Raw genomic sequence first — 14240 nt, 5'->3', positions numbered from 1 at the left:
TTAAATTTTTTTTAAAAAACTAAAATCAAGCCATACCTAAGCTAGGTAAAACTTCTAATTGGTAATTTTACTCATTTTAAGTTTAAAGCAAGCTTTTATTTGGGAATTTTTAATAATTTTTAAATAAAATTTCGGCAGTTTTTTTATTTGTAAGATTTTTAATTTCATCATAATCCGCTTCATAAATTTTTTCAAAAGAGCCGAAAAAATCAATCAGTTTTTTTAAACTTCCTGCACTCACGCCCATTTTTAATAATTTTGAGCTTGTGAGATCCTGCTTTCGCTTGCTTTTTTGATGAAATGAAATTGCAAATCTATGCGCTTCATCGCGCAGTTTTTGAAAAAATTGTAACTTTTTGTCATATGTTGAAAGCGAAAAAGTTCCGTTTATTGTAACTATTTTATCTTTTGCAGCGCCTTTTGCCCGGTGAGCTTTGGCGTCTATTTTTTCTTTTGAAATAGCTATCACATCTACATTTACACCGACACTTTTTAAAATTTGACCTGCCAAATCCAAAAGTGCTTTTCCACCATCTATCACCCATAAATCAGGCGGTGAAATTTTATCAAAACGCTTAACCCTAAGAGTTAAAAATTCAATCATTTGATCGTAATCATTGTTTGATTTCAAATGTGCATGGCGATAGTTTTCCTTATAAAAATTACCGTCTTTAAAACAAACCATCGCCCCGACAGGTGTATTTCCAAACATATGAGAATTATCAAAAATTTCTATATTTACAGGCAAATTTTGCAAATCAAAATAATCTTTCAATTCAGATAAAAAACCGTAATCGTGCGTTTTTAAATGTTTTTGAATATTTATTTCGCAATTTTTAAATGCAATTTCGCAAATTCTTCTTTTTTCGCCTATCTTCGGGCTATTTATTTGAAATTTGCGTCCGTGTTTATTTTCTAAAATTTTAGCAACAAGTTCTTTGTCTTCAAAATCATCATAAGTATAAATTTTATTTGCCCCGACAGGAGCGCCTTCCGGATAAATTTCCAAAATCGCCTGTCTGTAAATATCATTGAAATCGTCTTTTGTAAGGTTTTTAAAATTTATAATATTACATTTTGAACCTGAAATTTTGCCGTCTCGCACGCTAAAACGAACAACAGCAACCAAATTTGCATATGAGTTTATTGCAATTACTTCAAAATCTTCAAGCCTTGCAAGATCAACTTCCACACGAACTTCTATATCTTTTATCGTATTTATCATATCGCGAATTTTAGCCGCCTCTTCAAAATTTTCACCAAGTGCGTAATTTTGCATTAAAATTTCTAAATTCGGCAGTAAAAGTTCAGGATTTTTTATAAATTTTATACTTTCATTAACTATTTTTACATATTCTTCACTTGAAATTTTACCCGTGCAAGGAGCCTTACAACGCTTTATTTGATAAAAAATGCACTCTTTTTTAGATTTTAAACAACCGTTTTTTTGCACAAGCGCAAATTGATAATAAAGAGCTTCCAAAATTTCGCGACTTCCTTTAAAATATGGTCCGAAATACTTTATATTTGTTCCTTTTATGACTTTTCTCGTAATTTTAAATCTTGGAAATTTCTCACTTAAATCTATATAAATATACGGGTAAGTTTTATCGTCGCGTAATAAAATATTGTATTTCGGTTTGAGCTGTTTAATAAATGAATTTTCAAGTATTAAAGCATCACTTTCACTTGGCGTTACGATGTATTCCAAATGCACGGCTTCGCTTATCATTTTTGCAATTCTGGGACTTACTTTCGGGTTTGATGGCAAAGAACCGTTCGCAGCACTGTTTTTTGACGTAAATGAAAAATAACTTCTAACTCTGTTTTTTAAAATTTTAGCTTTTCCAACATAAAGCAAATGTCCGTCTTTATCGAAATACTCATAAACACCGCTTTGTTTAGGTAACGATTTTATCTCATCTATTAGCAATGATTTTTTTCCTTAAATTTTCAAAAAGTGTGTGAAGCTCCGGATTAATAGCGTTATTTTTAAATTTTCCTTTGCTTTTTTCAACATACACAGGTGCTCTGAAATTTTTTACAATCTTTTCACGCCTTTTTTTTATTATTTTTATTTTTTTGCTGACAAAAAATTTTATCTCATCTACGCCTTCAAAAATGGAATCAGGATGTATATTTTGATAAATTTTAAGAGTTTTTTTAAACATATTTATATTGCTGTCAAGTTGAAATTCTTTTTTCGCAAAAGGATGAGTTAGCGCAACCATTAAAACTTTTTTGGTATCATTTTCTTTTTTTACATAGATAAAGTCGATTAATGCTCGCTTTTCAGCAAGAAAACAATTTAAAAATCGCTCTTTATCTTGCCATTTATCATTGAAAGGACCGTTTATAAAATGTTTGATTGCAGTTTTAAGATTTTTCATAAGGCGATTTTATCATTTTTTATCTTAGTTTTCGTTTTTGGTTGCGGTTATAAAAAGCCGCCTTTTTATTCTCAACCTCAAAATAGTGACACAAATCAAACGCAAATGGAAAAATAAAGCGAATTTTATATTAAATTTGCTATACTTTTTCGAAATTTATTTTTAGGAAAATTTATGAAAAATTCTGACATTATTGTTTTAGATTTTGGTTCTCAATACACTCAGTTGATCGCGCGCAGACTTCGCGAACAAGGCGTTTATACCGAAATTTTGCCGTTTAATGCTAAAATTTCACAAATCAAAGAAAAAAATCCGAAAGGTCTGATTTTAAGCGGCGGACCTGCCAGTGTTTATGCAAAAGACGCTTACTTTCCGAATGATGAAATTTTTAATTTGAATTTGCCGATTCTTGGTATTTGTTATGGAATGCAACTTATCGCTTATCATTTTGGCGCAAGTGTAACACCTACAAATAAAAAAGAGTATGGAAAATCAAATTTAAAATTCGTAAGCGAAAATGCACTGCTCAAAGATACAAAAGACGGACAAATCGTTTGGATGAGCCATAGCGACAAGGTTGAAAATTTGCCTGATGGTTTTAAAACGATAGCGGTTAGTGAAAATTCGCCGTTTTGCGCATTTTGCGATGAAAAAAGAAAAATTTACGCTTTACAGTTTCATCCTGAAGTCGCTCACAGCGAATGTGGCGATAAAATTCTAAAAAATTTCGCCAAATATATTTGCGACTGCGAAAGCACTTGGAATATGGGCAATTTTGCCAAAATCAAATGCGAAGAGATAAAAAAACAAGTCGGAAAAGATAGAGTGCTTTGCGCTGTAAGCGGTGGCGTGGACAGTTCTGTCGTTGCAGCACTTTTGGCGCATTGCATAAAAGAAAATTTAATCGTGGTTTTTGTTGATAACGGACTTTTAAGAACTGACGAAGCAAAACAGGTCGAGCAGACTTTTAAACTTAAACTTGGCGTTGAACTTATCAGCATAGACGCAAGCGAGCTGTTTTTAGGACGTTTAAAAGGCATAACAGACCCTGAAGAAAAGCGCAAAATCATAGGAAAAACTTTTATTGAAGTTTTCGAGCGCGAAGCAAAAAAACATCAAAATGTAAAATATCTGGCACAAGGCACACTTTATACGGATATCATAGAAAGCAGCGTTGTAGGCAGCTCAAAAACGATAAAATCTCATCACAATGTCGGCGGACTTCCAAAAGATATGAAATTTAAACTAATCGAACCGCTAAAAGAAATTTTTAAAGATGAAGTCAGAAAACTTGGAACAGAGCTTGGACTTAGTCCTGATTTGGTCTATCGTCATCCGTTTCCAGGCCCAGGTCTTGCAATTAGAATTTTAGGTGAAATCACACCTGAAAAACTTTGCGTTTTACGAAAAGCGGATGTGATTTTGCGCGATGAACTGAAATCAAGCGGTTGGTATAACAAAACATGGCAGGCATTTTGTGTGCTTTTAAATGTAAACTCAGTTGGAGTTATGGGCGATAATAGAACTTATGAAAATGCGGTTTGCATTCGCGTAGTCGATGCAAGCGATGGAATGACGGCAAGTTTTTCAAGACTGCCATATGATCTGCTTGAAAATATAAGCCGTCGTATCATAAATGAAGTCGATGGAATCAACCGCGTAGTTTATGATATCTCAAGCAAGCCACCTGCAACGATCGAGTGGGAGTAGTTAAAGCTTATTAGTCAAATTTAGACCGCTAAATTTCATCGGCGGTCTTTTTTCTTTAATAAAATCTAAATTTGATCAATCTATTTTAAAGATATGTTAAAATATCGTAATAAATTTTAAAATTATAAAAATACACAAAACTATAATTTTAAGGCTCTTAAATTTTAAGTATAGAGTTAAAATATCATAGAGTATGAGAGGCAATGAAATGAATAGATATGAAATCATTCGAAAAATAGGCGATAAATATCAAATTGGCAATACTGAATTAGGAGAATTTAGTTATGTTCAAGCACTTAAAAATGTTGGGAAAAATAATTTGTAGTTATATGTAGAATAGCGATAAGGAGTCATGGTGATATGCGAAGAGTGTTATGCACAATATTTTTGATGCATTTAGCTTCTGATTTTTTGCTGAAAAACTGAAATGATAAAATATGTTATATTGTCTACTAAATAGATTGAAATATGGCAAGGAGAAATAAAGATGGAGAATCTCAATGTTGCTGATATAATAAGGGAATTAGATATTTCTGAGTCATATTTGTATAAATTAATAGCCAAAGAAAATATTTTTATTCCTAGAAGTGATACAGGAAAATATTTGTGGGATGAAAATACAGTTAAAATTATAAGAAGATTTTTGCATATAGATGGTATACAAGATAATGATGACACAGATTTTTTAATATCTAAATTAGGATTAAAGCAGTCATTCATAAACAATAGACGATATTTAGGAAATAAATATTCTCTTTCTGATTTTATAAGAAAAACAGTTGATGAAAATTGTAAAGATGTAAATATTGTTGTTGATATATTCAGTGGAACTGGTGCAGTTGCAAATACTTTTAAGGACAAAATGCTTATCACAAATGATTTACTGTATAGTAATTATATTTCCAATTATGCCTGGTTTGGATATGAAAAATATTCAAGCAAAAAGATAATTGAGCTTATATACGACTATAATCAAGTTAAAACAAAAGAAAATAATTATATGCGAGAAAATTTTGCAGATACATTCTTTTCTGCTGATGATTGTAGCAAGATAGGATATATAAGAGAAGATATAGAAGCAAAGTATAAAAATAAAGAAATAAATTTTAAGGAATATGCAATATTGATTACATCGCTTCTATATGCAATGGATAAGATTGCAAACACAGTTGGACACTACGATGCATATAGAAAAAATGTTGATTTTGAGAAAAAATTAGTATTGAATGTTTTATTACCTGAAGAAACGGTAAATTCTAATAATATTTGTTATAACTTAGATGCAAATAAACTTATTAAAAGTATTAGAGGTGATTTGTTGTACTTGGATCCTCCATATAATTCAAGGCAGTATTGTGATGCATATCATTTACTTGAAAATGTGGCAAGATGGGAAAAACCTGAAGTTTATGGGGTTGCAATGAAGATGGATAGGACTTCACTTAAAAGTGATTACTGCATGATTACAGCTACAAAAGCATTTGAGGAACTTATTGAAAAGGATGATATACAGTATATATTGATTTTGTGTTTAGTTATTATGAAGAAATATTATGTGACATTATTGGAGGAGAAGAATAGATGAAGAAAGTACATACCCAAGTAGATGATATAATAGAAACCATGAAAAATAATAATGGATATGCCACTTTAGCTTATTTGAATCAGAATGTAGATACATCTAACTGGAAGACAAAAACACCATTTGCTAGTATAAGATGTTATCTTCAAAGAAGAGAAGAATTTTTTAAAATTCAATCAGGATTATGGGCTTTGACAGAATATAAAGATAAAGTTCTTGAAAAATTCAAGATAAAAAAAGATGATAAAAACACTAAAGCTGCCTTTGAACATTCATATTACCAGGGGTTGATTGTTGAAATTGGCAATATGAAGAATTTGAAGACATATATACCATCACAAGATAAGAATAAATTTTTCATGGAGAAAAAATTATCAGATATAGTATCAATCACTGATATACCAAAGTTTACTTATGATAATATAATTAGAAGAGCTAGTACAGTTGATATAATATGGTTTAATGAAAGAGGTTTGCCAAGTTGTTTTTATGAAGTTGAGCATTCAACAAATATTATCAATTCTTTGAATAAATTTTATGAATTACAAGATTTTCGTTCAAAATTTTTTATTGTTGCAGATAGTAGAAGAAAAGCAGAATTTGAAGATAAAATTAGTCAATCTATCTATGATCAAATAAAAAATATAGTTTCCTTTGTTGATTATGATTCCATATCAAATCAATATTTAAATATGACAAAAATACAGGAAAATAAAATCATTATATAGGTAGATTATATTATGGATTTAGAGACTTTATTGAAAAGATTTTATAGAAAAGAATTCAAAGTTTTTAAACAAAATGGTGAATTTACTAAAAAAGGATATCATGTATATTGTGAATTCTGTTCTATTATTTATGAATTGAGTGAGTTTATTGAAGGTGTAAATCCAGAATATATAGAAAATCAATTAGACATCATAGTTGATCAAGATTTATAAAATTATTATACAATTAAAAATATACTTTTATTGTAATTATATTTAATCTTGTAATAAAAAAATATATATTTTTTATTAAGAGGTTTGATGTCAATAGATTTTAATATATATGAGTTTTATAATGAAATCATAAAGAAATCTAACTGGAATTGGAACAATGAATTGCAAGAAAAATATTATGATTTTATGAAAGATAGAGCTTTCCTAACAGGAGAAGCAAAAAGAAAAGGCAAAGATGCCAGAGAAAAAACATCAGGATTGGTTGATATTGGTTTAATTACAGAAGATAGATTGATTACGGATGCAGGAAGAGAACTCCTTAAAATAACAAGTAGTGGGGATTTTGAAACCAATAATGTGTTTAATATTAATAGAGATAGCTTTATCTATCTAAAACAGCTTCTTAAAACAAGTATAGATGTAAGTGGTAGTATCGTTAGACCGTTTATTGCGGTTGTAAAGTGCCTGACGCAACTTGAGTTTTTAAGTTATGACGAGTTTACTTATTTTGTTCCGCTAATTAGAGATGACGAAAGTGCAAAACAAATCATATCTGATATTAAATTATATCGAGAAGGTAAAATTTTGCCGGAAGAAATAATTCATAAGAGGCTTATGCAAATGGAAAACTATAAACTTGCTAGGGAAGAATTTATAGCCTCTGATGTTGATGAAAATCTAATATGTTTAGTGGGAATGAATCGTAAAAGCAGAAGCTATGACAAGCCGTACTATACTTGATGGTGAAAACATTTATGAATCACTATTAAATTCTGCAAAGAATATAAATCAAAAACCTGGAACATTGTGGAGAAGTTTACTATTTAAAACAACCAATATTGGCATTGTAAGAAAAAATGGGAAGTCTTCAATTCACAAACAATGCCCATTTATAAACTGTAAAAATGAAACAGAACTAAAAGAAGTGTTTTTCAAATATTTACATGTTTTTAAAGCAATGGCGACTTTATCTGATTATTTTGATTTAAATAGAAGATATTTTAATATTACAGATGCTCTAATTTTTGAAGATCGTATGATTAAGTTGGATATGCTTCCAAAGTATTATTTTAAAAAAATTATTGATATTCTGTATACAGAAACTTTTAGTAGAGATAATAATCTCAGAGCTGATGCCCCACTTGAAACTATATCAGAAGCATTCAAGTTAGATATTAGCAAAGTATATGCAGCTTTAAGTAAAGATTTAGGAATTACAATTAAGAGTCCCAAACAAGCTGCAACTTATGTAAATGATGAAAGATACAGAAGATTTAACACTTTAATTGATAAGAAATTTAATGATTCTGTGCTTATAGAGTTACTAAATTGTTTTGAGAAACGTGATGATAAAAGGATTGAAGAACTTGTTACAGATGAGGCTGCAATACATACTATTTTTGAATATATTTTGGGAATTATATGGTACAAGGTAAGCGAAAGACAGGGAAATATTTAGATTTCATGAAATTATCATTAGAAGCAAATTTATTGCCTAAGACACATGCAGCCGGAGGTTATGCAGATATTATATATGAATATGAAGCATGCACTTCTTATCCTAAACATTCATTATTGCTTGAAGCAACTATTGCAGATGAAAATAATCAAAGAAGAATGGAAATGGAGCCTGTTTCAAGACATTTAGGAGATTATAGAATCAGATTTAATAATCCATTTGATTACAGTTTGTTTGTAAGTACTTATCTGGATAAGAATGTCGTTTCTGATTTCAGATATAGAAAAATAATTCCCTATACAAGAGATGAAGAGACCATTACAGGAATGAAGATTATTTCAATGAATACAAGTGTACTTAAGCAAATAATAGAAAATAGGGTTAAGTATAAATATCTGTATGAAGTTTTTGATAAGTATTACAAAATGCCATTAGAAATGGATATACAAGAATGGCATGATGGGTTGGTAAGAGAAGTTACAGAAGAATATAGAGTTTAATTCAATTGTTTAGAGAAGGATATAATATGAAAATAAAATCGATGAAAGTTAAAAACTTTAGAGGTTACTCAGACGAAATAATAGTGAATTTTGATGATTTAACTGTTATAGTAGGGAAAAATGATGTTGGTAAATCAACAATTTTAGAGGCATTGGATATCTTTTTCAATGATGGCAAAGGCGTTGTAAAAATTGATAAAACAGATGTAAATATAGCTAAATCAAAAAATGGAGAATATGAAACAGTAATAAGCATATGCTTTTGCGATCTACCAGACAAGGTGGTAATAGATTCATCTGTTGAAACATCACTTGCAGATGAATATCTTTTGAATAAAAACAAAGAATTAGAGATAGTAAAAAAGTTTCAAAATGGTGGAGCAGCAAAAGTATATATAAAAGCGAACCATCCAATAAATAAAAGTTGTAAAGATTTATTATTAAAGAAGAACTCAGAATTAAAAAAAATAATTAAAGAAGAAAATATAGACTATAGTGACTTAAGTGTTAACTCAATAATGAGAAAAGAAATATGGGCAAAGTATTCAAATGATCTGCAATTGGATGAAATTGAACTTGATGTCACAAAAGAAGATGCAAAAAAAATTTGGGATAAAATATCTTTATATTTACCAGTATATTCACTTTTCCAATCAGATAGAAAAAATAGTGACTCAGATAATGAAATACAGGATCCATTAAAGGAAGCAGTAAAACAAATTATTAGTGAAGAAAGTTTACAAAATAGTCTTGCTGAAATAGCAGAAGTAGTTAGAAAAAAAATAGAAGAAGTATCTAATAGAACCTTAGAAAAAATAAGAGAAATGGATTCGGAAATTGCAAATACTTTAAATCCAGTTATTCCTGCAGCAAAGAACCTAAAGTGGCAAGATGTTTTCAAAAATGTTTCAATATCTGGAGATGAGAATATTCCTATAAATAAAAGAGGAAGTGGAGTAAGACGTTTGATATTGTTGAACTTTTTTAGAGCAGAGGCTGAAAGAAGAGCAGAGAATAGCGAAAATGCAAATGTTATATATGCGATAGAAGAACCAGAAACCTCTCAACATACAAATAATCAGTATAAGTTAATTGAATCTTTGAAAAAATTAGCGAAATTGCCAAAAACTCAGATATTGTTAACTACACATAGTCCTAATATTGTAAAAAGACTGGATTTTTCAAATTTAAGATTGCTTAAAGATGGAGAACAAAAAAAAGAAGTCAAAAATGTTGCTCCTGGACAATTACATTATCCATCGCTAAACGAAGTAAATTACATGGCTTTTGGAGAGATAACAGAAGAGTATCACAATGAATTATATGGATTTATTGAGTTGCAGGGTTGGCTTAACGACTATAAATCTGGTAAACAGGAGATTGATTATAAAAAGTTGAAAAAAGATGGGTCGATAGCTACCCAAAAACTGACTTTAACAGAATATATAAGGCATCAAATACATCATCCAGAAAATGAAAATAACAGAAGATTTAATCTTTCAGAGTTAAAGGATTCGATAGAAATGATGAGAAACTTTATTTCAACTAATGATAAAAGAGTTGAATAGCTTTATACTAGGATACAACTTCTTTACTTTTAATATGTTTGTGCTTGCAATATGCTTGCAAAAAATCGGAGAAACAGAAATAAAACGGATAATAAGGCTAAATTTGATAATAAAATCCCTGATTTTATGCCATTTATACAAAACGATATCAATGGACATATCGAATGGGAATAGTTGCAAAAAAATAAAAACCTTGTAAATTTCAATGGTTATAGAGGATTGAGAACTACAACTGATTTTGTTCAGTAGAAAAAACTATGAAAATTATTATGAAAAAGAGATGGGATTGCTTAACCACCTCTTCTATATTTATTACTTTTCCCATTCAAATAAAATATTTAGCTCCTTATACTCTTCCAAATATTTTTCTTTGTCTATAGCTGTTCTTGTGATATCAATAATTTTACCTATTTTATCAACTGTCTTAAAGCCAAATCATCAAAAGTTGATAGTTCTTGTGAAAAATACAAATTCAAAACTATGAATTTTTCAACAATTAAGCCTAAAACAAAGAGTTAATTCAACCATACAGCGCGACGACTCAATCTATATCTTTTACTTTTAATTTTTTACTGTCCATTCTAATCCTTCTAATAGATAAATTCTTCTGCCATTTTTGTTTTTTCTATTAAATTCTTGTAAACTTTTGATTTTTGTAAAAGCTCTTCATGCTTACCTTCGTTTTCTACTCTTCCGTTTTCAAGAACTACAATCTTGTCCGCATTTTCTATGGATTTCATTCTGTGTGAAATGATAACAACTGTTTTATCTTTAATCAAATTATTTAAAGACTCTTGAATTTTTTTCTCATTATCTACATCAAGGCTTGCTGCTATTTCATCCAATATTAATATTGGTGCGTCCTTTAAAAAAGCTCTTGCTATTGATAGTCTTTGTCTTTCACCACCAGATAGCTCAGCACCATTCTCACCAATAACTGTATCAAAATCCTTATCCATTTTTTCTATAAAGTCTGTGCAATTGGCAAGTTTTGCTGCTCTTTTAACTTCTTCATCACTTGCTTCTTGCTTTCCAATCCTAATATTTTCCATAACACTTTGATTAAAAAGAACCACATCTTGAAAAACTATTGAAACCTTGTCAAAAAGTGATTCTGTTGATATCTCTTTGATATCTTTGCCATCGATTAGGATTTGTCCCTCGTCATAATCATAAAGTCTTGATATAAGTTTTAAGATAGTTGTTTTACCGCAGCCACTTGCGCCTACCAAAGCAGTGACCTCTCCCTGCTTTGCTTTAAAACTAACTCCCCTTAAAACTTTTGCGTCTTTATTGTAAGCAAATTCAACATCTTTTAGATCAATATCAAATTTTTTTAACTTATAATCTTTGCCCTCTTGGAGATTTTGATTTTGAATTTCTTTTAGTCTTTCAATCTTTGGCGTTAAATAAAATATTTCCATCATGCCCTCTTTAGATGCATCAAGAGAGTCTTTTATCTTCATAGCCGCTAGTAAATATCCTATAAGGTATAGAACACTTATCTCTTTATTAATAATTAAATTTGCGCCAACAAATATCACAACAGCAAGAGATATAAAGCTAAATATTGATGAAAGTGACATAGTTAGAACAATCCCCATTTCTGTCTTTAAGTGTACTTTTTCACTTTTATCCATTTTTTCATATAGCTTTTCTTTCATTTCCTCTGATAAGCCATATGCTTTAATCTCCATTTGCATTTCGATATTTTCCTGAAAGTTTTCTGAGTTTTCTCTTAAGATGTCATAATATTTTTTCTCCCCTTTAACTTGATATTTTTTAGATAAAGGTATAAAGATAAAGCTTAAGAGCGATGGAATAATTACAGCTAAGCCCATTTTTACATTTCCTACTAACATCATTACAGATATTAGCGGGAAGAAGAGTACCATACCACCAACTTTTGGTATCGAGTGGCTCATTGCATGTTCTATACCCTCAATATCAGCCATTATTGTTTGCGAGAGATCAGAAATATCATGTTTAGAAAAGTATGATAGAGGCAGTTTTGATAAGTTTTCTGCTGTTCTTATCCTTAAATCAGCACTTTCTTGATATGTTGTGCTATACAGTTTATCGTATTCAATAGAAAGCAAAATATACATTGCTATCAAGGTCAAAACTGAAAATACTATATAAAAACCACTGCTTTTGTCGATATTCTCCAATACTTCTTGAGCAAAAAACATTAGTATTATTACAGGAAGCATATTTATACAATAGACAAAAAATGAGAATAGTGTTGCTTTGGTTAAATTTCTAGCTCCCCTATCTGTAAGAGCAAATCTTTTTTTATAAAACTCCTTCATTTGAAACCCTCCATTCATTTGCACTGTTAAACATCTCTTGAAGTCTCTTATATATTGTATCTCTTGACATTAACTCTTTGTCAGAGCCTCTTTCTATAATTTTTCCATTATCCATCACAAGTATTTCATCAAGATCTTTAATTGTAGAAAGTCTGTGAGCAATCATGATAACTGTCTTATCCTTCATAAGATTTTTGAAAGCTTTTTGCAGTTCAAACTCATTATCTGGATCGATAGACGCCGATGCTTCATCCATAATAATAATTTTCGAATCCTTTAAAATTGCTCTAGCAATTGCAATTCTTTGTTTTTCTCCTCCAGATAAATAAACTCCTTTTGAGCCTATGACTGTATTTTCTCTATCTGGAAATTTGTCTAATATCAGATCGCATCCTGCTAATTTCAGGGCTTTCATAACATCATCTTTGCTCGCCTCTTTATTGGCTAAAGCTACATTGTCGTAAATACTTTTCTTAAACAATTTCGAATCTTGAAAAACAAAGGAGATAGCTTTAATTAGGGCTTCGTTAGAATATTTAGATATTGGTATGCCACCTATCTTTATGCTTCCTTCATTGACATTATAAAAGCCTGATATAAGTTTTGCTACTGTTGATTTACCTGATCCAGAGGAACCGACTAGTGCATAGGACTTTCCTTCTTCTAATTTAAAGGATAAATTTTCAATGACAGCTTTATCATTATAAGCAAAACTTACATTGTCAAACTCAATATTGAAGTTTTTAAAATTATTGAGATTGCCATGCACTAATTTATCTTTTTGCATGTCATTGTAAAGCGCCTCTAAAGTGTCTACTGCATAATTTCCTTTAGAAATATACAAGGAGTACCACATCATTCTCATAAATGAAACAAAGAGAACTCCCGATAAAAATAAAATCATGATAAGCTCAAGCAATATCATCTTGGCACTACCTAAGCTAGTCATAAAATAGACAACCGGAATAATTAAGATAGCAACTAGACCAAAAAATAACCACTGATACAAAACATAAGGCTTTTTACAAGATAGGGAATAATCATAAGCATATTTTGAGTAATCTTTTATTGCCTTGTAGAAACTTTTAAATGACTCTACATTTGCTCTAAATATTTTTACAACTTGCATTCCTCTAACGTACTCGACAGTTTCAGCACTTAGTTTAGATAGGGCTTCTTGGTATATCTTCATAAATCTTCCCTCGCCCATCATTGCTCCTAAAATTACGCTTCCGATTATTGTAAGAGCAAGTAAAGTGATGCCTACTCTTATACTTACTATAAAACCAAGCACAAGCACAAGAAAAGGTGTAATTATTGCTTGAGAGCTATCTGGAATCATGTGGGCTATCACCTGGTGAGTTTGTGCGGCATTGTCATCTATGATCTTTCTAATTTTTCCAGAAGGGTTCAAGTCAAAGAACCTAAAGCTTGCTTTCTCTAGGCCATCAATCCCTCTTTTCCTTAAATTTGTTTCAAGCCTAAATCCCAAAACGTGTGAAAACATTCCTGAAACAAAATAAAATATTGCTCCACCTGTTAATGCAAAGACTGATTTTAACGCTAAACTCTCTGCGCCAGATAAATTTGAATTAATTATTAAATTATCTAAAAATTTGTAGATTAAATAATATCCATATACTGTAAGCACTGCAGATATAACAGAAAAAGCTATAGCAAAAGCTCCAAGATATTTTTTATCCCCTACATAAGCAAATAGCTTTTTATAAATATTCATAATCATCTCCCCTTTCTTTAATATCTCATTTAGATATAAA

At 30.2% G+C, this 14240-nt stretch carries 10 protein-coding genes and 1 pseudogene; 7 read left to right on the top strand and 4 right to left on the bottom strand.

Features of this window, described 5'->3' with window-relative positions; translation table 11 throughout:
- Positions 1-109 precede the first annotated feature (109 nt).
- Together uvrC and CHAB381_RS03025 are read right to left on the bottom strand one after the other, a co-directional pair.
- On the bottom strand, positions 110-1933 hold the full coding sequence (uvrC, locus tag CHAB381_RS03030; protein WP_012108512.1) for an excinuclease ABC subunit UvrC: 1824 nt from the start codon (positions 1931-1933) through the stop codon (positions 110-112).
- A complete protein-coding gene (locus CHAB381_RS03025) occupies positions 1920-2390 on the bottom strand; it encodes a hypothetical protein (protein ID WP_012108511.1) in 471 nt (156 codons plus the stop codon). The genes uvrC and CHAB381_RS03025 overlap by 14 nt, the downstream gene beginning before the upstream one ends.
- A gap of 174 nt (positions 2391-2564) precedes the next feature.
- Between CHAB381_RS03025 and guaA the strand changes: the two genes are divergently transcribed.
- The 7 genes and pseudogenes from guaA to CHAB381_RS02995 all read left to right on the top strand — a co-directional run bounded on the left by guaA (position 2565) and on the right by CHAB381_RS02995 (position 10150).
- Complete coding sequence (guaA, locus tag CHAB381_RS03020) at positions 2565-4100, top strand: glutamine-hydrolyzing GMP synthase (RefSeq protein WP_012108509.1); 1536 nt, start codon at positions 2565-2567, stop codon at positions 4098-4100.
- 487 nt (positions 4101-4587) lie between these two features.
- Entirely contained in the window at positions 4588-5685 is a 1098-nt protein-coding gene (locus CHAB381_RS03015; RefSeq protein ID WP_012108507.1) for a DNA adenine methylase, read from the top strand.
- Positions 5682-6410: a hypothetical protein gene (locus tag CHAB381_RS03010; protein WP_012108506.1), complete on the top strand. Its 729-nt coding sequence runs from the start codon at positions 5682-5684 to the stop codon at positions 6408-6410. Before CHAB381_RS03015 ends, CHAB381_RS03010 begins: the two co-directional genes overlap by 4 nt.
- A 12-nt stretch (positions 6411-6422) precedes the next feature.
- The gene (locus tag CHAB381_RS03005) at positions 6423-6623 is read left to right on the top strand and encodes a hypothetical protein (protein WP_012108505.1); all 201 of its coding nucleotides are present in this window, start codon (positions 6423-6425) and stop codon (positions 6621-6623) included.
- Positions 6624-6710: 87 nt separating this feature from the next.
- Positions 6711-7364, top strand: a complete 654-nt coding sequence (locus CHAB381_RS08870) for an AlwI family type II restriction endonuclease (RefSeq protein ID WP_198002597.1) — start codon at positions 6711-6713, stop codon at positions 7362-7364.
- A pseudogene (locus CHAB381_RS09205) lies at positions 7342-8582 on the top strand (AlwI family type II restriction endonuclease). Before CHAB381_RS08870 ends, CHAB381_RS09205 begins: the two are co-directional and overlap by 23 nt.
- A gap of 26 nt (positions 8583-8608) precedes the next feature.
- Positions 8609-10150, top strand: coding sequence for an ATP-binding protein (locus CHAB381_RS02995; RefSeq protein ID WP_012108504.1), 1542 nt, complete (start codon positions 8609-8611; stop codon positions 10148-10150).
- Between the two features lie 590 nt (positions 10151-10740).
- Here the strand turns inward: CHAB381_RS02995 and CHAB381_RS02990 are convergent.
- Positions 10741-12462, bottom strand: a complete 1722-nt coding sequence (locus CHAB381_RS02990) for an ABC transporter ATP-binding protein (RefSeq protein WP_012108502.1) — start codon at positions 12460-12462, stop codon at positions 10741-10743.
- Complete coding sequence (locus CHAB381_RS02985; protein ID WP_012108501.1) at positions 12446-14200, bottom strand: ABC transporter ATP-binding protein; 1755 nt, start codon at positions 14198-14200, stop codon at positions 12446-12448. The genes CHAB381_RS02990 and CHAB381_RS02985 overlap by 17 nt, the downstream gene beginning before the upstream one ends.
- Between the last annotated feature and the right edge of the window lie 40 nt (positions 14201-14240).

Origin of the sequence: Campylobacter hominis ATCC BAA-381, assembly GCF_000017585.1 — a bacterium.
GTDB classification, from domain to species: domain Bacteria; phylum Campylobacterota; class Campylobacteria; order Campylobacterales; family Campylobacteraceae; genus Campylobacter_B; species Campylobacter_B hominis.
The sequence above is the reverse complement of the archived record's forward strand: the minus strand, read 5'-3'. Positions and strand labels throughout refer to the sequence as shown.

Excerpts from the sequence above, each read along its gene's own strand:
- CHAB381_RS03025 (WP_012108511.1), bottom strand. The coding sequence starts at position 2,390 with ATGAAAAATCTTAAAACTGCAATCAAACATTTTATAAACGGTCCTTTC.
- guaA (WP_012108509.1), top strand. The coding sequence starts at position 2,565 with ATGAAAAATTCTGACATTATTGTTTTAGATTTTGGTTCTCAATACACT.
- CHAB381_RS03015 (WP_012108507.1), top strand. The coding sequence starts at position 4,588 with ATGGAGAATCTCAATGTTGCTGATATAATAAGGGAATTAGATATTTCT.
- CHAB381_RS03010 (WP_012108506.1), top strand. The coding sequence starts at position 5,682 with ATGAAGAAAGTACATACCCAAGTAGATGATATAATAGAAACCATGAAA.
- CHAB381_RS03005 (WP_012108505.1), top strand. The coding sequence starts at position 6,423 with ATGGATTTAGAGACTTTATTGAAAAGATTTTATAGAAAAGAATTCAAA.
- CHAB381_RS08870 (WP_198002597.1), top strand. The coding sequence starts at position 6,711 with ATGTCAATAGATTTTAATATATATGAGTTTTATAATGAAATCATAAAG.
- CHAB381_RS02995 (WP_012108504.1), top strand. The coding sequence starts at position 8,609 with ATGAAAATAAAATCGATGAAAGTTAAAAACTTTAGAGGTTACTCAGAC.
- CHAB381_RS02990 (WP_012108502.1), bottom strand. The coding sequence starts at position 12,462 with ATGAAGGAGTTTTATAAAAAAAGATTTGCTCTTACAGATAGGGGAGCT.
- CHAB381_RS02985 (WP_012108501.1), bottom strand. The coding sequence starts at position 14,200 with ATGAATATTTATAAAAAGCTATTTGCTTATGTAGGGGATAAAAAATAT.